Annotated in this window: 21 protein-coding genes; 1 reads left to right on the forward strand and 20 read right to left on the reverse strand. The window is 60.9% G+C overall.

Annotation, left to right across the window (positions count from 1 at the left end):
• Positions 1–375: 375 nt before the first annotated feature.
• From B0G76_RS33980 to hemE, 4 genes are all read right to left on the reverse strand, one after another.
• Positions 376–621: a hypothetical protein gene (locus B0G76_RS33980; RefSeq protein ID WP_120297192.1), complete on the reverse strand. Its 246-nt coding sequence runs from the start codon at positions 619–621 to the stop codon at positions 376–378.
• Positions 621–2051, reverse strand: coding sequence for a YeiH family protein (locus tag B0G76_RS33985; protein ID WP_120298019.1), 1431 nt, complete (start codon positions 2049–2051; stop codon positions 621–623). The genes B0G76_RS33980 and B0G76_RS33985 overlap by 1 nt, the downstream gene beginning before the upstream one ends.
• 170 nt (positions 2052–2221) lie before the next feature.
• A complete protein-coding gene (locus B0G76_RS33990) occupies positions 2222–4468 on the reverse strand; it encodes a primosomal protein N' (RefSeq protein ID WP_183082263.1) in 2247 nt (748 codons plus the stop codon).
• Positions 4469–4932: 464 nt separating this feature from the next.
• Positions 4933–6033, reverse strand: a complete 1101-nt coding sequence (gene hemE / locus B0G76_RS34000) for a uroporphyrinogen decarboxylase (protein ID WP_120297194.1) — start codon at positions 6031–6033, stop codon at positions 4933–4935.
• Between the two features lie 218 nt (positions 6034–6251).
• On the opposite strand from hemE, the gene B0G76_RS34005 reads away from it, so the two are divergent.
• On the forward strand, positions 6252–7049 hold the full coding sequence (locus B0G76_RS34005) for a transporter substrate-binding domain-containing protein (RefSeq protein ID WP_120297195.1): 798 nt from the start codon (positions 6252–6254) through the stop codon (positions 7047–7049).
• Positions 7050–7921: 872 nt separating this feature from the next.
• On the opposite strand, the gene B0G76_RS34015 is transcribed toward B0G76_RS34005, so the two are convergent.
• The 16 genes from B0G76_RS34015 to B0G76_RS34095 form a co-directional block, all read right to left on the reverse strand.
• A complete protein-coding gene (locus tag B0G76_RS34015; protein ID WP_120297196.1) occupies positions 7922–9652 on the reverse strand; it encodes an AMP-binding protein in 1731 nt (576 codons plus the stop codon).
• Positions 9653–9979: 327 nt separating this feature from the next.
• The gene (locus tag B0G76_RS34025; RefSeq protein WP_012434800.1) at positions 9980–10405 is read right to left on the reverse strand and encodes a F0F1 ATP synthase subunit epsilon; all 426 of its coding nucleotides are present in this window, start codon (positions 10403–10405) and stop codon (positions 9980–9982) included.
• 203 nt (positions 10406–10608) lie between these two features.
• Positions 10609–12003 carry a F0F1 ATP synthase subunit beta gene (gene atpD, locus B0G76_RS34030; RefSeq protein ID WP_120297198.1) on the reverse strand — a complete coding sequence of 465 codons (1395 nt, stop codon included), beginning with the start codon at positions 12001–12003 and terminating at the stop codon, positions 10609–10611.
• Between the two features lie 115 nt (positions 12004–12118).
• Positions 12119–13003 carry a F0F1 ATP synthase subunit gamma gene (gene atpG / locus B0G76_RS34035; protein WP_120297199.1) on the reverse strand — a complete coding sequence of 295 codons (885 nt, stop codon included), beginning with the start codon at positions 13001–13003 and terminating at the stop codon, positions 12119–12121.
• Positions 13004–13132: 129 nt separating this feature from the next.
• A complete protein-coding gene (gene atpA, locus B0G76_RS34040; RefSeq protein WP_120297200.1) occupies positions 13133–14674 on the reverse strand; it encodes a F0F1 ATP synthase subunit alpha in 1542 nt (513 codons plus the stop codon).
• 58 nt (positions 14675–14732) lie between these two features.
• A complete protein-coding gene (locus tag B0G76_RS34045; protein WP_042327176.1) occupies positions 14733–15272 on the reverse strand; it encodes a F0F1 ATP synthase subunit delta in 540 nt (179 codons plus the stop codon).
• Positions 15273–15274: 2 nt separating this feature from the next.
• Complete coding sequence (locus tag B0G76_RS34050; protein WP_074281809.1) at positions 15275–15745, reverse strand: F0F1 ATP synthase subunit B; 471 nt, start codon at positions 15743–15745, stop codon at positions 15275–15277.
• 138 nt (positions 15746–15883) lie between these two features.
• Positions 15884–16153 (reverse strand): F0F1 ATP synthase subunit C, encoded by a 270-nt coding sequence (gene atpE, locus B0G76_RS34055; RefSeq protein ID WP_007180033.1) that lies wholly within the window; start codon positions 16151–16153, stop codon positions 15884–15886.
• Between the two features lie 93 nt (positions 16154–16246).
• Positions 16247–17098 carry a F0F1 ATP synthase subunit A gene (gene atpB / locus B0G76_RS34060; RefSeq protein WP_120297201.1) on the reverse strand — a complete coding sequence of 284 codons (852 nt, stop codon included), beginning with the start codon at positions 17096–17098 and terminating at the stop codon, positions 16247–16249.
• A 178-nt stretch (positions 17099–17276) separates the two neighbouring features.
• Positions 17277–17822: an ATP synthase subunit I gene (locus B0G76_RS34065; protein ID WP_120297202.1), complete on the reverse strand. Its 546-nt coding sequence runs from the start codon at positions 17820–17822 to the stop codon at positions 17277–17279.
• A gap of 893 nt (positions 17823–18715) precedes the next feature.
• The gene (locus B0G76_RS34070; RefSeq protein ID WP_120297203.1) at positions 18716–19606 is read right to left on the reverse strand and encodes a ParB/RepB/Spo0J family partition protein; all 891 of its coding nucleotides are present in this window, start codon (positions 19604–19606) and stop codon (positions 18716–18718) included.
• An 18-nt stretch (positions 19607–19624) separates the two neighbouring features.
• Positions 19625–20416, reverse strand: coding sequence for a ParA family protein (locus B0G76_RS34075; protein WP_120297204.1), 792 nt, complete (start codon positions 20414–20416; stop codon positions 19625–19627).
• A 93-nt stretch (positions 20417–20509) separates the two neighbouring features.
• Complete coding sequence (gene rsmG, locus B0G76_RS34080) at positions 20510–21193, reverse strand: 16S rRNA (guanine(527)-N(7))-methyltransferase RsmG (protein WP_120297205.1); 684 nt, start codon at positions 21191–21193, stop codon at positions 20510–20512.
• Positions 21190–23148, reverse strand: a complete 1959-nt coding sequence (mnmG, locus tag B0G76_RS34085; RefSeq protein ID WP_120297206.1) for a tRNA uridine-5-carboxymethylaminomethyl(34) synthesis enzyme MnmG — start codon at positions 23146–23148, stop codon at positions 21190–21192. Before mnmG ends, rsmG begins: the two co-directional genes overlap by 4 nt.
• A gap of 175 nt (positions 23149–23323) precedes the next feature.
• Positions 23324–24073, reverse strand: a complete 750-nt coding sequence (locus B0G76_RS34090; protein ID WP_120298021.1) for an ABC transporter ATP-binding protein — start codon at positions 24071–24073, stop codon at positions 23324–23326.
• 11 nt (positions 24074–24084) lie between these two features.
• A complete protein-coding gene (locus tag B0G76_RS34095; RefSeq protein ID WP_120297207.1) occupies positions 24085–25869 on the reverse strand; it encodes an ABC transporter permease subunit in 1785 nt (594 codons plus the stop codon).
• Between the last annotated feature and the right edge of the window lie 3 nt (positions 25870–25872).

A 25872-nucleotide genomic window follows, 5' to 3' on the forward strand; every position in this document is an offset into this window, starting at 1 on the left:
TTGCTCGACGCGCCGTTATACAGAACATGGATGATTGCGGCCGCAAGGCACGCACATAAAAACGGTACGGGGTTTTAGAGGACTGGTGAAATGGAAAAGTGGTTAGTGATATTGGGCATCTGGGCGATGTGCGCGATGTGCGCCGTGCTCTTCATTCGTGGCGCGACGGGTAGCTCTTCGAGCCGGCGCAAGTCCGTGGACGGACGCGCGCGCCCTGCTTCGCGCGCATCGGCCGGCGAAACGCACGCAGCATTGAACGATTGAGTGACTGAATCCGGCGACTCGCGACCTACACAGCGACGCCGGTCTCGATTGATACCGCGAGTAGTGAATGTGCGTCGCCCCGTTCAAGCGGCGGCGGCGAAGACGCGCGCGTCAGCTTTGCGGGATCGGCATGAACTTGGCGCAGGCGTCGTCAGGCGAAACGAACTGGTCGTGCAGACGGCATAGCCGGCTCTCCGCCACGCTCGCGCCAAACCCGGAACTGAACACGGCGAGGCCCGGAATGCTCTGCTCCAGTGAATGCCGATCTTCTGCGCGATACCGGCAGCTTGCACAGCGCGGCGCGCACGCATCGAAGCGTGCGTGGGCCGTGCCGGCAATGAGGACGGCCTCGGTCATCACGAGCCCTGCCCCAAGCTATTCCAGTACGGTGCGAACACGTGCGCGGACAGCGCGTAGCCGATGGCGATATTGACCGCGACGCCGGCCGTAAAGGCCAGGAACGGTTTCAGGCCGGTGGCCGAAAGCGCGCGCAGGCGCGTGGTCAACCCAATGCTCAGAAAACAGAACGTGAACGCCCATGTGCGCAGCGCGGCGATCGGCGCGACGAATTCGGGCGTGACGACCTTGCGGTAATCAGCCAACGAGTAATGGCTGGCGATCCACGTCACCAGCGCCGACGCGATCACGAAGCCAATCACGAATTTCGGAAAGCGCGCCCAGATTTCACCCGCATTGGCCTTGGCTTCGACACCGCTGTCCTGCGATTCCCAACGCGTCGTCGCGACAATCGCCAGCACGAGCGCCCAGATACCGATCCAGATGTCGCGGCCAACCACCTTCATCAGCGTGAACGCCTGCAGCGACGCCTCGGGCGCGCCGGCAATCACGCCGCCCGCTTGCTTCGCGAAGTCGCCATAGGCTTGCGCGGCGGCAATGCCCGCGGCGTCGGCGAATTCCGAGGTGCCGATCCATGCCCCGGCCACCGCCGTCGAGAGGCCCAGAGAGCGCGATACGAACGGCAGCACAAAGATCATCACGATCGCCCATAGCACGACCAGCGTGATCGCCACCGATGCCTGTTCGCGCTTGGCCCGCACCGCGCCGGCAATCGCAATCGCCGCCGAAACGCCGCACACCGCGCCGCCCACACCGAGCACGGCCGCAAAACGCCGATCGAGGCCAAGCGCCTTGCCGGCAAGGAAGATCACGAAAAACGTCACGAGCGAGACGATGGTCGCCTGCCCCACCGCGACCGGCCCCGCCCACACCAGCAACGTGAAAGGCAGTGTCGCGCCGAGCAGCACAATGCCGACCTTGATATAAAACTCCACCCGCAAGCCCGCGGAGAACCACGTCGGCAGCGTGAACACGTTGGAGATCAGGAGGCCGAGCGCCAGCGCCACCAGCGGTGGCTCAAGGTTGTACTTCGACGCATTGACCCATGCGCCAAGCGTGAAAATCAGCGCCGACGCGATGAACAGGATCAGAAACGACGCCAGAAAAGCACTGACGCGCTGCTTCAACGCAGCAAGGCTCACGCCGAATAGCACGGCGAACGCGATGAACAGCGCGACGTAGTTCGGCACATGCTTACCGATGTCCTGCACGACTTGCGTCACGCTCGACCATTTAGCCGGCGCAACCGCCAGCCACTTGATGCTGCTGCCCGAGGCGAACAGCCCCCAGGCGATCACGATCACCAGCAGGCCTATCCAGACGGCCCACCAGTCTTCAGTGGAAAAGAGACCGCCGCCGTGCGCGCTAAGGCCACTGCGGTGTTTGCCGGGCGCTGCGCCAGTCGGCAGGGTTTGATTGGTATCGCTCATCGCCATGCCCCGAGTCAGTTGAGGTGCATCGGCGCGGGAATGTTCGGGTTTTGCCTAAAGATGCGCCGATTCGGCGAAATATAGGCGAGCGGCGGCGCAAAGCGAAACGACCATTCGCTCTATGAATATGACTCAAAGAAGTAACGCCCCGAGTGGCGCGGCAAGAGGCGTCAGATGTCGAGCGGGTCGACTTCGAGATTCCAGCGCAGCACGCCTTTCAGCCCGCGCATCATCGGTTGCCACGCGCGCAAAGTGGCCTGCAAGGCGGCCCGCGACGCGCTCTCGATCAGCAATTGCGCGCGATGCACGTGCATCACCTTGACGATGGTAAGCGGCACGGCGTCATAGACCGTCACGCGCGCGGCGGCCGGGATCTCCGTCAGCGCGGCGGCGGCCTGCTGCAGGAAGGCGAGCGCGGCTTCGAGCGTGCGGCCTTCGGCGCGCAGCAAAGCCTGATACACGAACGGCGGCAGATGCGCGTCGCGCCGCTCGCCCAGTGTCGAAGTGGCAAAGCCCACGTAGTCATGCCGCCCCAGCGCGTGATACAGCGCATGGCGCGGATAGCGCGTCTGCACCAGCACCTCGCCCGGCAAACCGGCGCGCCCCGCGCGGCCACTCACTTGCATCAATTGCGCGAAAAGGCGTTCGCTCGCGCGGAAGTCGTGTGAAAACAAGGCGGTGTCGGCATTCAGCACGCCGACCAGCGACACCCGCTGGAAGTCGTGGCCCTTCGCAATCATCTGTGTGCCGACGAGGATGTCGACTTCGCCTGCGTGGACGTCGGAGAACAGCGCCTGCGCGCTGCCTTTGCGGCGCGTGCTGTCGGCGTCGATGCGCAGCACGCGGGCGCCGGGTACGGCGCTCGCCAGCGTTTCTTCGACGCGTTGCGTGCCGCGTCCCATCGGGGCGATGTCGACATTGCCGCACTCCGGGCACGAGCGCGGAATGCGCGACTCCCAGCCGCAGTGGTGGCAGCGCAGCGCGCGCTCGGGTTTGTGCAACACCACGTACGCGCTGCAACGTGGACAGCCGGCCACCCAGCCGCAGGCATCGCAGGCGAGTTGCGGGGCGTAACCGCGCCGGTTGAGAAACACGAGGCTCTGCTCGCCGCGCTCGAGCCGCGCCTTCAGCGCCGCGATCAACGGCCCGGACAATCCCTCCACCGAGGCCCGGCCGCGCCGCCGCTCTTCTTCCAGATCGATCAGCCTGACGGTCGGCAGTACAGCCTCGGCGACGGCACGGCGCGACAGGGTAAGACGCTTATAGCGCCCCTGATCCGCCTGCCACCAGCTTTCCAGCGACGGCGTGGCCGAGCCGAGCACAACCGGCAGACCGAGTTGCTTGGCGCGATAGATCGCCAGGTCGCGCGCCGAATAGCGCAGGCCTTCCTGCTGCTTGTAGGCCGGATCGTGTTCCTCGTCGACGACGATGATCGCGAGTTTCGGCAGCGAGGCAAGCACCGCCAGGCGCGTACCGAGCACAATGCGGGCGCGCCCGGTGTGCGCGGCGAACCAGTTGCGGGCCCGTTCGCCTTCCGCGAGGCCGCTGTGCAGCGTGACGATCGATGTGCCTTCGAGCGCGGCAAAGCGCGTCCGGAAGGCCGACTCGAACTGCGGCGTCAAATTGATTTCAGGAACGAGGACGAGTGCCTGCGCGTCGGGCTTCGCCGCCAGAATCTCGGCGAGCGCGCGCAGATATACCTCGGTCTTGCCGCTGCCCGTCACGCCGTGGAGCAGAAACGGGGCAAAACCGTTCGCGTCGCGGATCGATTCGACCGCGGCTGCCTGTTCGTCGGTGAGGGTCGGCAAGGCGGGTGCGGGCGTATCCGGCGATGCGGGGGCCGCGAGCACCTCGGCAGCTTCGATCACCTCCAGCGCAACCCAGCCTTCGGCTTGCCATGCTTCCAGGGTTGCAATGGCTTTGGGGTGAAGTGCGCGAGCGTCGGCGGCGATCAGAAATTCAGCCTCGGCGAGCGCCGAGGCAAGCTTGCGCAACGCGCCGGCGCGCGCAGGCAAGCTTTCCGGCAATGCGGCGCGACCCGTCGCCGTCAGGCTGTAACGCTCTTCCGGGGCGAACAGACGCGACCAGCGCGAGGCGTCACGCAGGGCTTGCGGCAAAGCGGGCAGGGCTACTTCTCCGAGGCCGCGCTGATAGTAGTCGGCAGCGAAGGCGGCGAGCGCCAACCATTCGGCCGACACCGGCGGGCAAGCGGTACAGACGTTGTTGACCGCCCGCAGGCGGTCAGTAGGCACGTCACTGTGAGTGGTCACTTCGCATACGAGGCCCACCACGTGCCGCTTGCCGAACGGCACGCTTACCAGCATGCCCGGCGCGACCTGTTCAGGCGCGTCGCAGCGGTAGTCGAACAAGGTCGGCAGCGGATGATCCAGCGCGACGCGGACGAACACTTCACTCACGCCGCGGGGTGGATCAGGTCAATGGATGCGGCACGACGCCGCATCACAATGCACATTGAGCAAACGGCGAACCCGTCGAAGTTAAAGTAAAACTTCAATTTCGGCGCTAAGTTTTGGATTCGGCTGAACAATTGCAATCGGTCCGCTTGCCTGTGGATAACTTTGTTAAGAACTTCGCCCGGATGGCCCAGGAACCGCGCCGCAGCGGCCTTCTGTGGGTTTCCGCACATTTTGTCGTGAACCCGTGAAACCCTTGCCAGACAAGGCTTAGATCAAATGCGCCGCCAATGTGCAAGGGTTGAGGCACGACGAAAGCTTCTACCGCGCCGCAGCGTGATCAATGTGCATAAGTCAAGTCTTGACTTTCGCAAGACCGCCATCTGACGGCCCGCTGCCTACAAATATTCCCTTAGACCGAGAGCCCAGTTCGCCGCATTGCAGCAAAAATGACAACGTTTTCGGTGTCAGGTTGGTGCATGCGCGCCGCTTCGAATCGCGCGGCTATGACGATGTACTTCGTCGACGAGTTCGGCAACGTTTTCAGGCGGCGTGAACTGCGAAATGCCATGGCCGAGATTGAAGACGTGGCCAGGATGATTCCCGAAGCTGTCGAGCACGGCGCGCGCCTCCATGCGAATCGAAGCCGGCGGCGCAAACAGCACCGAAGGATCGATATTGCCCTGCAGCGCCACCTTGCTACCCACGCGCTCACGGGCCCGGCTCAGGTTCACGGTCCAGTCGAGACCGACCGCATCCACACCGGTATTGGCGATCTCGTCGAGCCATAACCCGCCGCCCTTCGTGAAGGTGATCACCGGCACTTTTTCGCCGTCGTGATCGCGTTTCAACTGACTCACGACCTGCTGGATGTACTGCAATGAGAAGCGCTGGTAGACGCCGTCCGCGAGCGCCCCGCCCCACGTGTCGAAAATCATCACGGCTTGCGCGCCGGCTTCGATCTGCGCATTCAGATAGGCCGCAACCGACTTCGCGTTGATGTCGAGAATGCGCTGCATCAGGTCTGGGCGCGCGTACAGCATCGATTTGACCGTGCGGAAGTCCGCTGACCCGCCGCCTTCGACCATGTAGCACGCGAGTGTCCACGGGCTGCCTGAAAAGCCGATCAGCGGCACACGTTGGCGGCCTTGCGCGTCGGTGAGTGCGGTGCGGATTTCACGCACCGCGTCGGTCACGTAGCGCAGCGTGGCGTCGATATCCGGCACCGCGAGGCGCGCTACATCGTCTTCCGTACGCACCGGCCGGGCGAATTTCGGACCCTCGCCGTTAACGAACTCAAGACCCAGACCCATGGCGTCCGGCACCGTCAGGATGTCGGAGAACAGGATCGCGGCGTCGAGCGGATAGCGATCGAGCGGCTGCAGCGTGACCTCTGTTGCGTACGCCGGGTTCTTCGCCAGACCGAGGAAACTGCCCGCACGACCTCGCGTGGCGTTGTATTCCGGCAGGTAGCGGCCAGCCTGCCGCATCAGCCAGATCGGCGTGTAGTCGGTCGGCTGGCGCAGCAGCGCGCGCAGGAAAGTGTCGTTCAGGAGTTTATGGGCCACGTTGCGTACGACTGAGGGCAAAGAAGCATTTTACCGGACCCGGCTCGCCATATCGTGCTTGATGCGGGCAATAACGCTCGCGGACCTTGCTGGCGGTCGGCGTCTTTGCTGCCCCGTGCGGCGTCGTGACTCAGCCAAACGGCCAATGTTCAAGTGCAAATTGCCGGGCTATCATCCGACGGCTTTACCACACAATTACGGGCGACCAAGGAGAATCGATGAATAAGGCAGCACTCGCATTGCTCGGCGTTTTGGCCAGTGTTTTGATGCATGCAGGCGTGGCCCAGGCGCAGACCAGCGCCCCTGCCGCGGCGCCCTCGCGGCTCGACGACATCCTCGCGCGCGGCACGCTGCGCGCCTGTACGACCGGCGACTACAAACCTTATTCGTTTTACAAGGCAGACGGGCAGTTCGAGGGCATCGATATCGACATGACCGAGTCGCTCGCCAAATCGCTTGGCGTGAAGGCGGAATTCGTCAAGACGTCGTGGCCGAACCTGATGAACGACTTCGTGGCGAAATGCGATATCGGCGTGGGCGGCGTCTCGCCGACGCTCGAGCGCCAGAAGCGCGCTTTTTTCACCCAGGCGTACATGATCGACGGCAAAACGCCGATCGTCCGGTGTGACGACGTCAACAAGTACCAGACCGTGGCGCAGATCGATCAACCGGCAACTCGCGTGATCGTTAATCCGGGCGGCACCAACGAGCGCTTCGCCAAACAGTATTTCCCGCATGCGAACCTGACCGTCTATCCGGACAACGTGACGATCTTCAAACAGATCCTCGCCGGCAAGGCCGACGTGATGGTGACGGATGCGTCGGAGACCCTGCTGCAGCAGAAGCTGAATCCGGGTCTTTGCTCGGTGCATCCGGACAAGCCTTTCCAGTATGGTGAGAAGGCCTGGTTGCTGCCACGCGGCGACGTGGCGTTCCAGCAATACGTCGATCAATGGTTGCACCTTGCGCGAGCAACCGGCGAGTATCAGGCGATCTCGGATAAATGGCTGAAGTAAAGACCGGGGGACGTAATCCGCGTCCCGCCACATCCGAAAAGCCAGCCGGATTGATCGATTAATAGGTTCGCATGGCTGGCACAATCATGTAACCAGACCCCAAGGTGTTAAGCAAAATACGAACAATGCAGTTGAACAGGGGCCACCGCGCCGGCCCCCTTGCGCATCGTTACCGCCTATGTGGGATGTTGCGGCGCAGCGCACGCACTTGTCCGCGAACGGACGGCGTCGTTACGCCGGAAAAACGCCTGTAACACAACCGATTCGTCTCAAAAAGATGAGCGTGCAACTATTTCATGCGGAATCGACTGAATGGACTACGCTGCAATATGCTTCTCGGATGGCATCAATCAGGCGTATGAAATTGCCCAATAGTCATAGGTAAAAATTACGTTTAAAACGGTTTGAATTGGAAATAAGTCCCGCAACGCCTTATCTGGCGGGCGTTACAACCTGAAACACTTTGTTACCGCGCTCGTAGGTTAATTCGCCCACAATGCCCTCAACGGTTTCAACACGGATGTGGCTGGGTGCGTGGTGTGAGCGGATACGATGCACTTGCCGGTCGGCGTATGCCGAAGCCCTGTGAAGGGGCATCCCTGCTGGGGCCGTAGTCGACGCAGGGTCGTCGTCTCAGTTGGTTCCATCTTTGGTCTCCTCGCGCTAACCCCGTAGCGTGTGGTTTTTAGCGGGCTCCAGGCCCGCTTTTTTTTCGTCTGGTCAAACGTTTGCGCGCTTTCTAGCGGGTCGATTTTGCGGTTTTCCAGCCGCGCGTTTTCCCGCTCGCGGCCACCTTTCACAGCAAACGGTTTCCCTCAAAATGTCGGCCGGCGCCACGCGAATCTTCGTGCGGCGCCGAACCCGCATGGCCATCAGGCCGTCTTGTTTTCCTGCACCTTCAATTCACTGATCATCCGTTCACGCATCACAAATTTCTGCACCTTGCCGGTCACCGTCATGGGCAATTCGTCGACGAAGCGGATGTACTTCGGCACCTTGTAGTGAGCGATCTGGCCTTGACAGAACTGCTGGATTTCCTCGGCTGTGGCCTGCTCTCCTGAACGCAATACGATCCACGCACACACTTCCTCACCGTACTTCGAGTCGGGCACGCCGAACACCTGCACGCTCTGGATTTTCGGATGGCGGAACAGAAACTCCTCGATCTCACGCGGGTAGATGTTCTCCCCTCCACGAATCAGCATGTCCTTCAGGCGGCCGACAATGTTGCAGTAGCCTTCGGCATCGAGCGTCGCCAGATCGCCGGTATGCATCCAGCCGTCGACGATGCTTTCCCGGGTCTTCGCTTCGTCCCCCCAGTAGCCTTGCATCACCGAATAGCCTTTGGTACATAGCTCGCCGGTTTCCCCCACCGGCACGATATTGCCGAGCGGATCGACGATCTTCACTTCCAGGTGTGGCTGGATACGGCCGACTGTCGTGGTGCGCTTGTCGAGCGGGTCGGTAGTCGAACTCTGGAAAGACACCGGGCTCGTTTCCGTCATGCCATAGGCGATGGTGATCTCGTTCAGATGCATTCTCGAGACGACCTTCTTCATCGTCTCGATCGGGCACGGCGAGCCGGCCATGATGCCCGTGCGCAGACGCGAGAGGTCGTAGGTGGCGAAGTCCGGATGATCGAGTTCGGCGATGAACATGGTCGGCACGCCGTGCAGCGCGGTGCATTGCTCTTCGGCGACGGCTGCGAGCGTTGCAGCCGGATCGAAGCCCTCGCCCGGGAACACCATATTTGCGCCGACCGATACGCACGCCAGCACCGCCAGCACCATGCCGAAGCAGTGATAGAGCGGGACGGGAATGCACAGGCCGTCCTGCTCCGTTAGACGCATCGCCATCGCGATATAGCGCGCATTGTTGACGACATTGCTATGCGTCAGCGTCGCGCCCTTCGGATTGCCGGTCGTGCCGCTGGTGAACTGAATGTTGATCGGATCGTGGCAGGATAGTGTCGCGCCGATGGCATCGAGCTTCGCGACGTCGAGCGTTGCGCGGCCCTGCTCGATCACATCGGAGAAGGTCAGCATGCCGGGCGTTTCCGTGTCGCACATGCGAATCACGCAGCGTAGATCCGGCAAGCGAGCAGCGTGCAGTTCACCCGGATTGTGCGTCGCGAGTTCCGGCGCGAGCTCCTGCAGCATCTCGAGATACATCGACGTCTTGAAACGCTCGGCCGCGATGATCGCCTTGCAGCCGACCTTGTTCAACGCGTACTCGAGTTCCGCGAGCCGGTAGGCCGGATTGATATTGACCAGCACCGCGCCGATACGCGCGGTGGCGAACTGCGTGAGCAGCCATTCGACGCGATTCGGCGACCAGATGCCGACGCGATCGCCCTTCACGATGCCGAGCGCGAGAAGCCCGGACGCCAGCACGTCGACTTCTTCGGCGAACTCCTTCCATGTCCAGCGAATACGCTGCTCGCGAAACACCACAGCCGGGCGGTCAGGGAAACGCGCCGCAGTGTCGCGCAGAAATTGCCCGACCGGCGCCTCGCTCAATGGATTTTCGGCCGACCCGCGAACGTATGACAAGCTGTCTTTGGGTTCGATAAGTGCGCCTTCGCCTGACATGTGCGTTGCCATGGTGTTGTCTCCGTGAGCGGAAGCTCGCCCCATTGAAATGAGTTTGAAATCGATTGTGCCACCGGCTTGTGTCCGGACGGCATCAAGTGTTACCCGCAGCGCATCGGTGGATCGCTGCAGCGGCATGCTGTGAACGTGAGTTGCGAGTGTGAGTTGTCGGCCGCGAGCTACGAAACGTACGATTGCACACCGGACGCCGCAAGCGGCCAACTACCAGCCGTGCTGGCCAAAAAAGGAATTTCGCTTACCTTTCCGTAAACGTCAAGTAGGGGTCAAAAAAAAGCAGCCACGAAGGCTGCTTTCTCTCTGATACGTAATACGTATTGCCTAGTTCTGACCGCGCAATTTGCGCAGACGCTGGATCGCAGCGAGTTGAGCCGTCGCGTACGCCAGTTCCGCTTGCGCGGTGGCGTATTCGAGGTTCGAACCCGTGTTTTGCAGCGCTTCTTCCGCACGCTTGCGTGCATCTTCAGCCTTGGCTTCGTCGAGATCCTTGCCGCGGATTGCCGTGTCGGCAAGAACCGTCACTGCGCCAGGCTGGATTTCGAGGATACCGCCGGCGACGAACACAAACTCTTCTTCGCCGTTTTCAGCTTCGATGCGCACCGCACCCGGACGAATCCGCGTGATGAGCGGCGTGTGGCCCGGCAGAATGCCGAGTTCACCCGCTTCGCCCGGCAGCGCGACGAACTTCGCCTGGCCCGAGAAGATCTGCTCTTCCGCACTGACGACGTCTACTTTAATGGTTGCCATATCGACTCCTGTGGCGACCAGAGTTGGCGCTTTAGCGCTTACTCGGGTCCCCTGCAAAGCTCGACCAGAGTTGGCGCTTTAGCGCTTACTCCGGTCCCATGCAAGGCTGTTGAGCGTAGTAAGAGGCACCGGTTTTGCGTTCCAACACCGCTGAGTATCGATACGCGCGAGGCCGGCGGCGCCCGCTTCGTTACACCCGACCTTTACTGGATCTTCTTGGCCTTTTCAAAGGCTTCGTCGATCGTGCCGACCATGTAGAACGCTTGTTCCGGCAGGTGGTCGCACTCGCCTTCAACGATCATCTTGAAGCCACGGATCGTTTCCTTCAGCGGCACGTACTTGCCCGGCGAGCCCGTGAACACTTCAGCGACGTGGAACGGCTGCGACAGGAAACGCTGGATCTTACGAGCGCGCGCAACGGCGAGCTTGTCTTCCGGCGCCAGTTCGTCCATGCCCAGAATCGCGATAATGTCGCGCAATTCCTTGTAGCGCTGCAGCGTTTGCTGCACGCCGCGCGTGATCGCGTAGTGCTCTTCACCGATCACGTTCGGGTCGATCTGACGCGAGGTCGAATCGAGCGGATCGACTGCCGGGTAGATACCCAGCGAAGCGATGTCACGCGACAACACGACGGTTGCGTCCAGGTGGCCGAAGGTCGTAGCCGGCGACGGGTCCGTCAAGTCATCCGCAGGGACGTACACGGCCTGCACCGACGTGATCGAGCCAGTCTTGGTCGACGTAATACGCTCTTGCAGCTTACCCATTTCTTCAGCCAGCGTCGGCTGATAGCCCACTGCCGACGGCATACGGCCGAGCAGTGCCGACACTTCCGTGCCTGCCAGCGTGAAACGGTAGATGTTGTCGACGAAGAACAGCACGTCGAGGCCTTCATCACGGAAGTGCTCAGCCATCGTCAGACCGGTCAGCGCCACGCGCAGACGGTTACCCGGCGGCTCGTTCATCTGGCCGTACACCAGCGCGACCTTGTCGAGAACGTTCGAGTCCTTCATTTCGTGATAGAAGTCGTTCCCTTCGCGGGTACGCTCGCCAACACCGGCGAACACTGAGTAACCACCGTGCTCCTTAGCGATGTTGTTGATCAGTTCCATCATGTTCACGGTCTTGCCCACACCGGCGCCACCGAACAGGCCAACCTTACCGCCCTTGGCGAACGGGCAGATCAGGTCGATAACCTTGATGCCGGTTTCGAGCAGTTCCGTCGACGGCGACAGTTCGTCGAACGCCGGAGCCTTCTGGTGAATACCGCGAACCACGTCCGAGTTGATCGGGCCGGCTTCGTCGATCGGGCGACCCAGCACGTCCATGATCCGGCCGAGGGTCGGCTTGCCAACCGGCACGCTGATCGGCTTACCCGTGTTCTTAACAACCGTGCCACGGCGCAGACCGTCCGATGCACCCAGACAGATGGTACGGACGACGCCGTCGCCCAGCTGTTGCTGGACTTCGAGGGTCAGTTCCGAACCTTCGAGAATGAGCGCGTCGTAAATCTTCGGCATGGATTCACGCGGAAATTCCACGTCGATCACCGCGCCGATGCACTGTACGATCTTGCCTTCTACCAAAGCAGTAGTACTCATCGCTTTTCCTTTAGATACTCAATTCTTCACTCGCGCAAAGGCGCAGTTTCGATGGGGCCAGCTAGACGGGCGCGCCACGAGGGCGCACACGAAGCGGCGTGCTTGACCGTTACGGTCAGACCGCCGCAGCGCCACCGACGATTTCCGACAGTTCTTTCGTGATCGCGGCCTGACGGCTCTTGTTGTACACAAGCTGCAGTTCGTTGATGACCGTCTTCGCGTTGTCCGAAGCGGCCTTCATTGCGACCATGCGTGCCGACTGCTCCGATGCCATGTTTTCCGCGACGGCCTGATAGACCAGCGCTTCGACATAACGCACCAGCAGTTCGTCCACCACTGCCTGTGCGTCCGGCTCGTAGATGTAGTCCCACTGCGTGCTCGGCGTCGTGCCGTCTTCGTCCTTACGCTCGAACTGGTCCGCCGACAGCGGCAACAGTTGCTCGATCACCGGCTCCTGCTTCATCGTATTGACGAAGCGCGTGTACGCGAGGTACACCGCCGAAACCTTGCCTTCCGAGTACAGGTCGAGCTGCACCTTCACCGCGCCGATCAGCTTTTCCAGATGCGGCGTGTCGCCCAGATGCACGACATTCGACACCACCCTGGCGCGCAGACGGTTCAGGAAACCCAGACCCTTGGTGCCGATCGCCGTTGCTTCGATCGTCTTGCCCTGACCTTCCAGTTCCTTGAACTTCTGCAGCGACGCACGCAGCACGTTGGTGTTCATACCACCGCACAACCCTTTATCGGTCGTGACGAGGATGATGCCGGCCGTTTTCGCGCCTTCGTTCGACACCATGAACGGGTGACGATACTCCGGGTTCGCACGGCTCATGTGCGCAGCGATATCGCGGACCTTGTCGGCATACGGGCGAGCAGCGCGCATGCGCTCCTGAGCGCGGCGCATCTTCGATGCGGCCACCATCTCCATCGCTTTCGTGATCTTGCGCGTGTTTTGCACGCTCTTGATCTTGCCGCGAATTTCCTTCATTCCAGCCATTGCTTGCTCCTTGTCGGCCCGAGTTAGCGCTTTAGCGCTTACTCGGGTCCCATCGAATCAGCGCGGGTTCAGTTGCCTGCGGCCCGCGCCGCTTCGAGGTCCGTTTATGCCTTGCGGATCACTCGCGGATCAATAAGCGCCGGACTTCTTGAAGTCTTTGAGAGCCGTATGCAGCAGGGCTTCGTCGTCCTTCGAGAGTTCCTTGGTATCTTCGATGCGCCTGACCAGGTCAGCGTGGCTCGTCTTCAGATAATCGCGCAGGCCCTTTTCGAACGGCAGCACTTGCGCAACTTCCAGATCGTCGAGGTAGCCGTTGTTCGCGGCGAACAGCGCGACAGCCAGTTCCCACACTTGCAGCGGCTGATACTGCGGCTGCTTCAGCAGTTCCGTCACGCGGCGGCCGCGCTCCAGTTGCTTGCGGGTCGCTTCGTCGAGGTCCGATGCGAACTGTGCGAACGCGGCCAGTTCACGGTACTGTGCGAGGTCGGTACGGATACCGCCCGACAGCTTCTTCACAACCTTGGTTTGAGCCGCACCACCGACGCGCGACACCGACACGCCGGCATTAATTGCCGGGCGGATACCTGCGTTGAAGAGGTCGGTTTCCAGGAAGATCTGGCCGTCGGTAATCGAGATCACGTTCGTCGGAACGAATGCGGTCACGTCGCCTGCTTGCGTTTCAATGACCGGCAGTGCCGTCAGCGAACCGCTCTTGCCCTTCACTTCGCCGTTCGTGAACTTCTCGACGTACTCTTCCGAGACGCGAGCAGCACGTTCCAGCAGGCGCGAGTGCAGATAGAACACGTCGCCCGGGTAAGCTTCACGGCCCGGCGGGCGGCGCAGCAGCAGCGAGATCTGACGGTATGCCCAAGCTTGCTTGGTCAAATCGTCATACACGATCAGGGCGTCTTGACCGCGGTCGCGGAAGTATTCGCCCATCGTGCAGCCGGCGTACGGTGCGAGGTATTGCATCGCAGCCGATTCCGAAGCCGAAGCGGCCACGACGATCGTGTATTCCAGCGCGCCGGTTTCTTCCAGCTTGCGCACCACGTTCATGATCGACGAAGCCTTCTGGCCGATCGCGACGTAGATACAGAAGAGGTTTTTGCCCTTCTGGTTGATGATCGCGTCGACTGCGACTGCCGTCTTGCCGCACTGGCGGTCGCCAATGATCAGCTCGCGCTGGCCACGGCCAACCGGCACCATTGCGTCGATCGACTTCAGACCGGTTTGGACCGGTTCCGAAACCGACTTACGCCAGATCACGCCCGGAGCAATCTTTTCGATTGCGTCGGTTTTCTTCGCGTTGATCGGGCCCTTGCCGTCGATCGGGTTGCCGAGTGCATCGACCACGCGGCCGAGCAGTTCCGGACCCACCGGCACTTCGAGAATGCGGCCCGTCGTCTTGACGATGTCGCCTTCCGAAATGTGTTCGTACTCACCCAGAATCACGGCGCCGACCGAGTCGCGCTCGAGGTTCAGTGCGAGACCGAAGGTGTTGCCCGGGAATTCGAGCATTTCGCCCTGCATCACTTCCGATAGGCCGTGAATACGCACGATACCGTCGGTCACGGAGATCACGGTGCCCTGGTTGCGAACGTCTGCGCTCGCTTCAAGGCCCTGGATCCGGCTCTTGATCAGCTCGCTGATCTCAGAGGGATTGAGTTGCATTATTCGCTCCTGATAGTCAATTCTGTTGCGTGCCAGCTGCTGAAGCGCCTCGGGCGCTTCAGGCCGTCAGAGCCGTCTGCATGCTGGCAAGCCGCGCGCGGACCGAGGTATCGAGCACTTCGTCGCCGACCGTCACGCGCACGCCGCCGATAAGCGACGAGTCGATTTCGACCGTCGGCTTCAGCTTGCGCTTGAATTTGCGTTCGAGACTTGCGACGAGTTCGTTCAACTGCGCGCCTTCGAGCGGGAATGCGCTGACGATCAGCACATCGGCCGCCCCTTCGCGGGCATTCTTCAACTCTTCGAACTGCACAGCGATTTCCGGCAGCAATTGCAGACGATGGTTATCGACCAGCATTTGCACCAGATTCTTCGCTTGCGCGTTGTCCTTGAGCGGCGACTTGACCGCGGCCAGCAGCAGTTCGCTGACCTGGGCGCGGCTTACTTTCGGGCTCGAGGCGATCGACAGCACTTCGGGCAGACGCGCAACCTGTGCCAGCTCCTGCACGAGCGTGGACCAGGCGGCGATGTCACCAGCTTCGGCCACGCCAAACAGCGCTTCTGCGTACGGACGGGCGATGGTTGCAAGTTCGGCCATGATCAGAGCTCGGCTTTCAGTTGATTCAGCAGGTCAGCGTGAGCTGCCTGGTCGACTTCGCGCTTCAGGATCTGTTCTGCGCCCTTCACGGCGAGTGCAGCGACTTCGCCGCGCAGCGTTTCGCGCGCCTTCACGACTTGCTGGTCCGCGTCGGCCTTCGCTTGCGCGATGATGCGAGCGGCTTCAGCTTGTGCTTGAGCCTTGATTTCGTCAGCGACTGTCACAGCGCGCTTTTCTGCGTCAGCAATGCGTTGCTGACCGTCATTGCGTGCCTGAGCGAGTTCCTGGTCGACGCGCTTGTGAGCGGCTTCGAGTTCAGCCTTGCCCTTTTCAGCGGCAGACAAACCGTCAGCAATCTTCTTCGAGCGCTCGTCGAGGGCGTTGATCAACGGCGGCCACACGAACTTCATCGTGAACCACGCGAGGATCAGGAACACGACCATTTGCGCAAACAGGGTTGCGTTGAGATTCACGGTGTTTCCTTAAACGTTGCTAGTTCGGAAAGTGAAACGGCAAGGCGCTCATCGATTCTGTATTCGATCAGCGCCTAAGTGCCCGTTCCGCCCTGCGCCTTTACCAGTTATAGCTCAGGCGCAAACTTCCGAGGAACCTCAGCCTGCCAGCTTCGACAGCAGCGGGTTCGCGAACGCGAACAGCATTGCCACACCAACACCAATCAGGAACGCCGCATCGATCAGACCAGCCAGCAGGAACATCTTGGTTTGCAGCGGGTTCATCAGTTCCGGCTGACGAGCACATGCTTCGATGTACTTGCCACCCATCAGGCCGATACCGATACAGGCGCCGATTGCACCCAGGCCGATGATGATGCCGATACCGATGGCGGTCAGACCCTGGATGTTGGCGATGAAAGCTTGCATGATCACTCCTTTGTGAAAAGTCTTTTAGAACTGGTTGGAACTGGGATTTAATAAAACAAAAACTAAAACAATTCGTCGTTCGACACGCCGTGATTAGTGGCTGTCGTGTGCCTGTCCGATGTACACCAGCGTCAGCATCATGAAAATGAACGCTTGCAGCAGAACGATCAGGATGTGGAAGATCGCCCAGACCGTGCCCGCGATGACGTGGCCGATAAAGCCGAGCACTGACGCGTCCGCGCCGAAACCCCACATGCTGCCGAGCAGGGCAATCAGCAGGAACAACAGTTCGCCCGCGTACATGTTGCCGAACAGCCGCATGCCGAGCGAGACCGTCTTTGCGACGAACTCGATGATGTTCAATGCAAGGTTCGGGATCCACAGCAGCGGATGCGCGCCGAACGGAGCCGACAGCAGTTCATGCACGAAGCCGCCTGCGCCCTTGATCTTGAAGTTGTAGTAAATCATCAGCGCGAACACGCCGAGTGCGATGCCGAGCGTGCCGTTCAGGTCGGCGGTCGGCACGATGCGGTGATGGGGAATGACTTCCGAGAGGCCCAGCCAGCCGATCACGCGGCCCGGCAGGTCGACGGGGATGAAGTCGAGCGAGTTCATCAGGGCGACCCAGACGAACACGGTCAGTGCCAGCGGGGCGATGAAGGTACGCGAGCCGTGGATCATCGACTTCGATTGATCTTCGACCATCTCGACCAGCATTTCGATCGCGCACTGGAAACGGCCCGGCACGCCGGACGTTGCCTTGCGGGCTGCGAGATGCAGGATGGCGATCGTGGCCAGACCGCAAACGATCGACCAGAAAAGGGTGTCCAGATTCCACACGTGAATGTCGAAAATCGACGTCTGGTGCGCGGTGGAAAAGTTCTGCAAGTGGTGCGCGATGTACTCGGACGGATCCAGAGCGCGCGTGCCTTCGCTAGCTGCCATATCGTTAATGCCACCCAAATTGTCGAAAATCGTCTCGGGCCGTTCCCGCCGCAATACTGTATTGCGGGAACACGCCGGGTGCGGACCCTGTCAAATCCGCACTCCTGATGCCGACGCTGCGCGCCGGCCTGAATTTTGTGCTGCTACTCTTGTGCTACAACTTTTCGCTACAACAACCTTAGCGCCACGCCAAGGCGATCCAGTACGTCTTGAGCGCGATGAGGTAGGTCACAAGCAGCGGCACCCAGCGTACGTCGTGATACCAGAAAGCGATAGCTACAAACATCGCGATCGTTGTCCCCATCTTGAGCGCTTCGCCGATCATCCAGCTCATCGCTGTTTCGGCGCCGCTCAGCGTTCTAAGCCGTGCCGCGAACAACGCGCTCGGCACCCAGCAGATCGCTCCCCCCAGGAACGCGGACAGCGCAGCATCGCCCGGCGGCTTGTAAAAAAGCCACCACACGAGCGTAGCACCCAGGGACAAAACCATTTGCGCCGCCACGACCTTGAAAGGCGTAACGCGCGATGGACGACTCACATTCGAACCAAACAGCTTTTCAGCCTCGGCCCGGGTGAGCGGAACGATATTGTTATCTTGTTGCTCGACATCCCACGCATCGTCAGTTGTAACGTGCTGACCGGTGGACGCATCGGAAACGGTGCGTTCAGCGCGGTGGTCGTCACGCCCATTCTTCGGCGCTTGATTCGACGTTTTAACCGCCATCGCAGTGTTCCGAAAGTCTTGTTCCAGCCCGTGAGCTTACGCTGCGCTTACGGGGTTGCCGTGCAATTAAATCCGGGCGATTGTAAGCGATAGTTGCAGGCAATTCAAGACTTTAGGCCACTCAATAACCAGTGTGAAAACGGCCTTCACGATCCGGGAATATGATGTCGGACAACGCGTACACGGCAAATGTAAGGCGGCCGGGGGGTGGCAAAACATGCGCAATGAATCGACGAGGTTGAAGCGCGCGGATGCGTCGTTTCGACGCTATTGCGGACGTCTCAAAAATGCAACAGACGATTGTTTTTGCCAGCTTTGGTGGACATAAAGGACGGCGTTAGGTAGAGGCGAGAGCGCGGGCCGTGGCCCTTCCCATCGCGACCACGCAGCGCTGGACATTGTTCTCCATGCCGGGCGACCGACGACGCGAACAGTCAGGTATCCACCGCTTCATGTCGATGCCTGCCCCGCCCTTCGCATCCACCCTTACCACGCGTCGGCACACAACGCCCTTCGCAAGATCCAGAGACGTCAAAGGACGCGGTATGGGGAACTCGTCGCAGCCATGCAGCAGAAAGCCCCCCGCAAACGGCCGTATCTGCGCCGCAGGCTCGGATCCCGGCGCAACCTGACCATATCGGCGTCATCGGGAAAGCCGCAGTGCAAACCGATATGCCGGAATCCTCACTATTAAACACGGCAGATAATTAGGAATCCAACTGAAACTCTTGCCGACCATCGATCAATCAGGGAATCGTCAAATGAATGATGCCTGCGGCCGATATGGCCGCCGCGCCACCACTACCACCGCAAACACACTAAGCGTTCGAGGAGGAGCGGAACCCACCGAGGCCCCAGTGTGTTCACATCCCCTCAAATTCAACCCGCGATGATCAAGCAGTAGTAGCGTTACCACGCAGCCGGACAAGAATGCCTTCCAGTGCGTCCAGATCGCCGAAGTCCACCAGCACCTGGCCACGGCCGCGTCGGCCGAGCTTGATCTTGACCGTTGCGGCCAGCAGATCAGACAACTCCTCTTCGAGCCGCCGCGTGTCGCGACCACCGTCCTGATTCGCACGTGCCTTCACGGTGGGCGCAGCCTTGGTGGTCGCCGTCACCAGCTTTTCGGTCTCGCGTACCGACATGCGCTTGTTCACGACCTGGTTGGCCAGCGTGATCTGCGTCGCGGCGTCGACGGCCAGTAGCGCGCGTGCATGCCCCATGTCGAGATCACCGGCCAGCAACATCGTCTGCACCGGCGTCGCGAGGTTGAGCAAACGCAGCAGATTCGATACTGCACTGCGCGAGCGGCCCACCGACTCAGCCGCCTGCTCATGCGTGAAATTGAACTCGTCGAGCAAGCGCTGAATGCCCTGCGCTTCTTCCAGCGGATTCAGATCTTCGCGCTGAATATTCTCGATCAGCGCCATCGCGGCGGCGGCCTGGTCCGGCACGTCCTTCACCAGCACCGGCACCTCGTCGAGACCGGCAATACGCGCAGCGCGGAAACGCCGCTCGCCGGCGATGATCTCGTACTTATCCGCCGAAACCGGCCGCACGAGGATCGGCTGCATCAGCCCCTGAGCACGGATGCTGGCCGCCAACTCTTGCAACGCGCCTTCGTCCATGCGCGTGCGCGGCTGGTACTTGCCGGCCTGCAGCTTGCTGAGCGGCAGCACGTTCGGCGCACCCTCGATCGCCACGACCTCGGTAATATCCGCGCTGCCGCCAAGCAACGCTTCCAGACCGCGGCCCAACCCCTTCTTTCTTGCTACTGCGTTCATTGTGCTTCCTCGATCCGCTTAGGACGCCTGGGGCGCGTCATTCAACGTGCGCACCCGCTCTATCATCTCTGCACCGAATTGCACGTACGCCTGCGCGCCGCGCGATGCCTTATCGAACACGACGCCCGGCAACCCATAGCTAGGCGCCTCAGCAAGACGCACGTTGCGCGGGATCACCACGTCGAACACCTTGTCGCCAAAGTGCTCTTTCAGCTGATCCGAGACTTGCTGTTGCAATGTGATACGCGGATCGAACATGACGCGGAGCAAGCCGATCACCTTCAGATCGCGATTCAGGTTCGCGTGCACCTGCTTGATCGTGTTGACCAGGTCCGACAGGCCCTCGAGCGCGAAGTACTCGCACTGCATCGGGATCACCACGCCATGTGCGGCACACAAGCCGTTGAGTGTCAGGAGCGACAAGGCAGGCGGGCAGTCGATCAGCACGAAATCGTATTCACTTTCAACCGCCGCCAAGGCAATCTTCATCTGGCGCTCGCGATTCTGTACGCTGACGAGTTCAACCTCGGCACCCGCCAGTTCACGGTTCGCGGGCAGAACGTCGTAGCCGACGGCCTCCGGGCGCACTCGTGCGTCTGCCACCGACACGCCATCCACGAGCACTTCGTAGACGGTGTTCGCGCACGCGGCCTTGTCAATGCCACTGCCCATCGTGGCGTTGCCCTGCGGGTCCAGGTCAATAAGGAGGACACGCTGCCCCTGCGCTGCCAGGCTCGCGGCCAGATTGACTGCCGTCGTCGTCTTGCCGACGCCGCCTTTCTGGTTCGCAACGCAGAAGATTTTTGCCATCGTTGGTGTGTCCCTTTTGCTGCTTGAAGCTGCTTGAATAAAGTAAAAAGCGCTTTTTGGTCGCGGTGCGTGCCTCGAACCTGCCGGCGGCTGTCAGTTCTCGGCGTCCACCAAAACCTTGATCAAATGCCGCTCCGCGTCGAGCGACGGCACGTTCAGCCGAATGATCTGCTCCACGTGGGCACCCGCTGGCAAGCGCTCGATCTCGCCATCCGGGCGCACGCCCTTCATGGCCCAGATCGCGCCCTGTTCCGCAACCAGATGACGGGCCAGTGTAACGAAATCCGCGAGCTCTGCGAATGCGCGCGACACGATTACGTCGAACTTTGCCGGTACTTCGGCGCCCGGCTGCAAAGTCTCGACGCGGCCTGTAACAACCGACAGATTCGCAAGGCCAAGCTCAGCTTTGGCCTGAGCCTGAAACGCCGTCTTTTTATGAACGATGTCGTTCACGGTGACGGTCCAGTCGGGCAGCACGATAGCCAGCACGATACCGGGCAGACCACCACCGGAACCCACGTCCAGCACAGAGGACACGCCACGCGTGGCAAGATGCGGTACGATCGAGAGCGAATCCAGGATGTGCTGGATCAGCATTTGCCGCGGATCGCGAATCGCCGTCAGGTTATAAACAGCGTTCCACTTGGACAGCAGCGCAACGTAGTCGAGCAGCTTGCCGCGTTGCGCGTCGCTCGGATCGAGGCCGAGTTCGCGAACGCCGTCTGCTAACAACGGCGCCAATGCCTCGCTACCACTTCCCTTCTGACTCACCGTCATTGCGTCACCGGCGAGCTGTCGGTGCCGGGTTCGGCGGGTTTCGTCGAACGGCGCCCCAAGCCACGCTTCAGGTGAACCATCAGCAAAGAGATCGCCGCCGGTGTAATGCCGGAAATACGCGACGCCTGGCCGATGGTTTCGGGCCGGAACTGCGTCAGCTTCTGACGCGCTTCGAACGATAGCCCTCTTACCTCGGCGTAGTCCAATCCCTCCGGCAAACGCGTACTTTCGTGCGATTCATTCCGCTCGATCTCATCGGCTTGGCGATCGATATAACCCTGATACTTAATGCCGATCTCGATCTGCTCCTTAATCTGGGCGAGCAGAACGCTGTCTTCGGCCAGCGCTTCAGGCGCAGCGCATGCGCCCTCGCGCAAACCGCAGACGCCGTCGTAAGTCACACCCGGCCGGCGCAGCAGATCGGCCAAGCTGTATTCGTGGTCGATCGGCTTGCCGAGCAATGCGGTCGCTTCTTCAGCCGGTAACGTCTTAGGATTAACCCACGTCGTGCGAAGACGCTCTGTTTCACGTGAAACAGCGTCGCGTTTGCGGCTGAATGCGTCCCAACGGACGTCGTCGACCACACCGAGTTCGCGACCGATCTCCGTCAGGCGCATATCGGCGTTATCCTCGCGCAGGCTCAGACGGTATTCCGCGCGGCTCGTGAACATGCGATACGGCTCGGACACCCCACGCGTCACCAGATCGTCGACCAGAACGCCCAAGTAGGCCTGATCGCGGCGCGGGCACCATGCGTCTTTGCCCTGCACGTACAAGCCGGCGTTAATCCCCGCCAGCAAGCCTTGCGCAGCCGCCTCTTCGTAGCCCGTCGTGCCATTGATCTGACCCGCAAAGAACAGGCCATTGATCACCTTGGTTTCCAGCGACGCCTTCAGCCCACGCGGATCGAAGTAGTCGTATTCGATCGCGTAGCCTGACCGCAGAATATGCGCGTGCTCCAAACCGCGCATCGAACGCACGAGTTCCAGCTGCACGTCGAACGGCAGGCTGGTGGAAATCCCATTGGGATAGAACTCGTTTGTCGTCAGGCCTTCCGGTTCGAGGAAGATCTGATGCGATTCCTTCGACGCGAAACGGTGAATCTTGTCCTCAATCGACGGGCAATACCGCGGCCCCACCCCTTCGATCACGCCCGTGTACATCGGCGAGCGATCGAGCCCGCCACGAATGATGTCGTGCGTACGCTCATTCGTATGCGTGACCCAGCACGGCACCTGGCGCGGATGCTGCTCGACGCGGCCCAAAAACGAGAAAACCGGCACCGGATCCAGATCGCCCGACTGCTCTTCAAGCTTCGAAAAGTCGATCGTCCGGCCGTCGATGCGCGGGGGCGTTCCGGTCTTGAGGCGGCCTTGCGGCAGCTTCAATTCCTTGAGGCGGGCCGACAGCGACACCGCCGCCGGATCGCCAGCACGGCCACCGGTGTAGTTATTCAAACCCACGTGAATCTTGCCGTCGAGGAAGGTCCCCGCCGTCAGCACCACTGCGCGCGAGCGGAAACGAATTCCCACCTGCGTCACGGCGCCGACCACCCGGTCACCCTCCACCATCAGATCGTCGACCGCTTGCTGGAAGAGCCACAGGTTCGGCTGATTCTCCAGCCGATGCCGGATCGCCTGCTTGTACAGCAGACGGTCTGCCTGCGCACGCGTAGCGCGTACCGCCGGGCCTTTCGACGAATTGAGGATGCGGAACTGAATTCCGCCCTCGTCCGTCGCGGCCGCCATCGCACCGCCAAGCGCATCGACTTCCTTCACCAGATGGCCCTTGCCAATCCCACCAATGGACGGGTTGCAGCTCATCTGACCGAGGGTTTCGATGTTATGCGTCAGAAGGAGGGTCGTATTGCCCATGCGTGCCGAAGCCAATGCGGCTTCGGTGCCGGCATGACCGCCGCCGACGACGATTACGTCAAATTCTGTGGGAAAAAGCATCGCGGATCTCACGCCAGATCGTCGCGTGAGCCTTTCAAAGGAAAATGTATGGGCGAATTATAACGGGTTCGGTTTAGGCCCGAATTTCGGCCGAATGGCCAGGCAAGAAAAAAGCGGTGTGTTTCACGTGAAACACACCGCCTCAGACAACAGCAACCTGAACGAAATTACAGGACTAAGCCACTTTCTTGGCCAATCCCAGATACGTTTCGATCACGCGCGGATTCTGCGCCAGATCAGCCGCGGGCCCTTCCAGCGCCAGTTCGCCCGTTTCAAGCACGTAACCGTAGTCGGATATTTGCAGCGCAGCGCGTGCGTTCTGCTCGATCAGCAACGTCGCGACGCCCGTCTGCCGCAGCGCACTAATGATGTGAAAAATCTCCTTCACGATCAGCGGCGCGAGGCCCAGACTCGGCTCGTCGAGCATCAGCAAATCTGGTTTGCCCATCAATGCACGCCCGACTGCCAGCATCTGCCGTTCACCACCGGATAACGTCCCGGCTGCCTGCTTCCGGCGCTCTTTCAAGCGAGGAAACAACGTAAAGACCGGCTCGAGTTGAACGAGAAAGTTACGTTCCCCTGCCCGCTTGCGCCGATACGCGCCAAGAACCAGGTTGTCTTCAACGGTCATCGAAGCAAACAGCTCGCGCTTTTCCGGCACCAGGCACATACCGCGCGCGACCCGTTTTTCAACCGGCACCGCGCTGACGTCTTCACCTTGATAGAGAACCGAGCCCTTCGCATGGCCCGTAGTCGGCAATGCGCCCATGATCGCGTTCAGCAGCGTGGACTTTCCCGCGCCATTCGGACCAATCACCGAGACGATCTGCCCGGGTCGCACTTTGATTGCCGCGCTGTGCAGTGCTTCGACCTTGCCATAGCGGACCGACAAACCGTTCACGTCAAGAATCGGAGCCGCATTCATCGTGTTCTCCATCACTCCACCCCGCCCAGATATGCCTCAAGCACCGCCGGATCTTGCTGGACATCCTGCGGCAAGCCCTCTGCGATCCGCGTACCGAATTCCATCACCACCAACCGATCGGTGAGGTTCATCACGAAATCCATGTCGTGCTCGACCAGCAACACGCTCATGCCTTCCGCCTTGAGACGGCGCAGCAAGTCCGCCAATTGCAGTTTTTCTTGATACCGCAGACCCGCGGCAGGTTCGTCCAGCAGCAGCAAGGTCGGGTCACAGCACAGTGCGCGAGCAATTTCGAGAATCCGCTGCTGCCCCAACGCGAGGCTCCCCGCCTCGTCGTACATATGGTGCTCGAGTCCGACGCGGCGAATCTGGCGCGCCGCTTCGGCCATCAAACGCGCTTCTTCAGCACCGTTCAGCCGCGCAACGCTGCGCCACACACCGGCATGACCACGCAGATGTGCGCCGATCGCCACGTTCTCCAGCACCGTCATTCCCGGCAGCAGCTTGACGTGCTGGAAGGTGCGGCCGATGCCGCGCTTGACGATTTCACGCGAACTCAGTGAATCGATCCGCTCGTCGCGAAACGTGATTTCGCCGCTCGTCGCTTGCAGCACGCCCGTGACCAGATTGAAGGTGGTCGACTTGCCGGCGCCGTTCGGGCCAATCAGGCCGATGATCTGCCCTGCTTTCACCTCGAAGCTGACATCGTTCACCGCGACCAACCCGCCGAACTGTTTGCGCGCCTTATTCACCGTCAGCAGGTTTTCACCCGCAGTCGGCTTGCTGCGCTGCGGCAACGGCTCCGTGTGATCCGGCACATGCGCGCGCGGCCCCTTCGGGAAAAACCGCGCGACAAACGGCCAGACACCCTGGCGAGCGTATTGCAGCAACAGCACCATCAGGATGCCGAACACGATCACTTCGAAGTTGCCATTCTCGCCAAGCAGCTTCGGCAGCAATGTTTGCAGATAGTCCTGCAACACCGTCAGGATCGCGGCACCGAGCACCGCGCCCCAGACATGCGACACGCCACCTACTACCGCCATGAACAGAAACTCGATGCCGTGGTTCAGACCGAACGGCGTCGGATTCACCGCGCGCTGCAGATGCGCGTACAGAAAGCCCGAGATCGACGCCAACACCGCGGCGTAGACAAAGATCACCACACGCATCCACGCCGTGTTGACGCCCATCGCTTCGGCCATCATGCCGCCACCGCGCAAGGCACGGATCGCCCGCCCCGGTCGGCTATTAAGCAGATTTTGAACAGAAATCACCGCGCCGAGTACCACCACCCAGATCAGGTAATAGATATGGCGGCCGGATTCCAGGTTGATGCCAAAAACATTCAACACCGGAATTCCGTTGATGCCGTCGTACTTGCCGAGCATCTCCAGGTTGCCGAACAGATAGAACAGCGCGAGCCCCCACGCGATCGTGCCGAGCGGCAAAAAGTGGCCCGACAACCGCATCGTCACGAGCCCGAGCATCAGCGCGATCAACGCCGTCACCACCACGCCCGCGATCAGCGCGAGCCATGGCGAGACGCCATACGCCGTCGTCAGATACGCGGTCGCATAGGCGCCGATGCCGACGAACGCCGCCTGCCCGAAGCTCGTCATCCCGCCGATACCCGTCAACAACACGAGACCGATCGCGACGATCGAATACAGGCCAATGTAGTTAAGCAACGTCACCCAGTACTCAGGCACGTGAATCGGGTGCGGCAAAACCGGCAACGCGAACAGCACCACGAGGAACAACCAGAAGAACTTGTTTTGCATGATCCGTTTCATCGT

The organism is Paraburkholderia sp. BL23I1N1 (assembly GCF_003610295.1).
Taxonomy (GTDB): domain Bacteria; phylum Pseudomonadota; class Gammaproteobacteria; order Burkholderiales; family Burkholderiaceae; genus Paraburkholderia.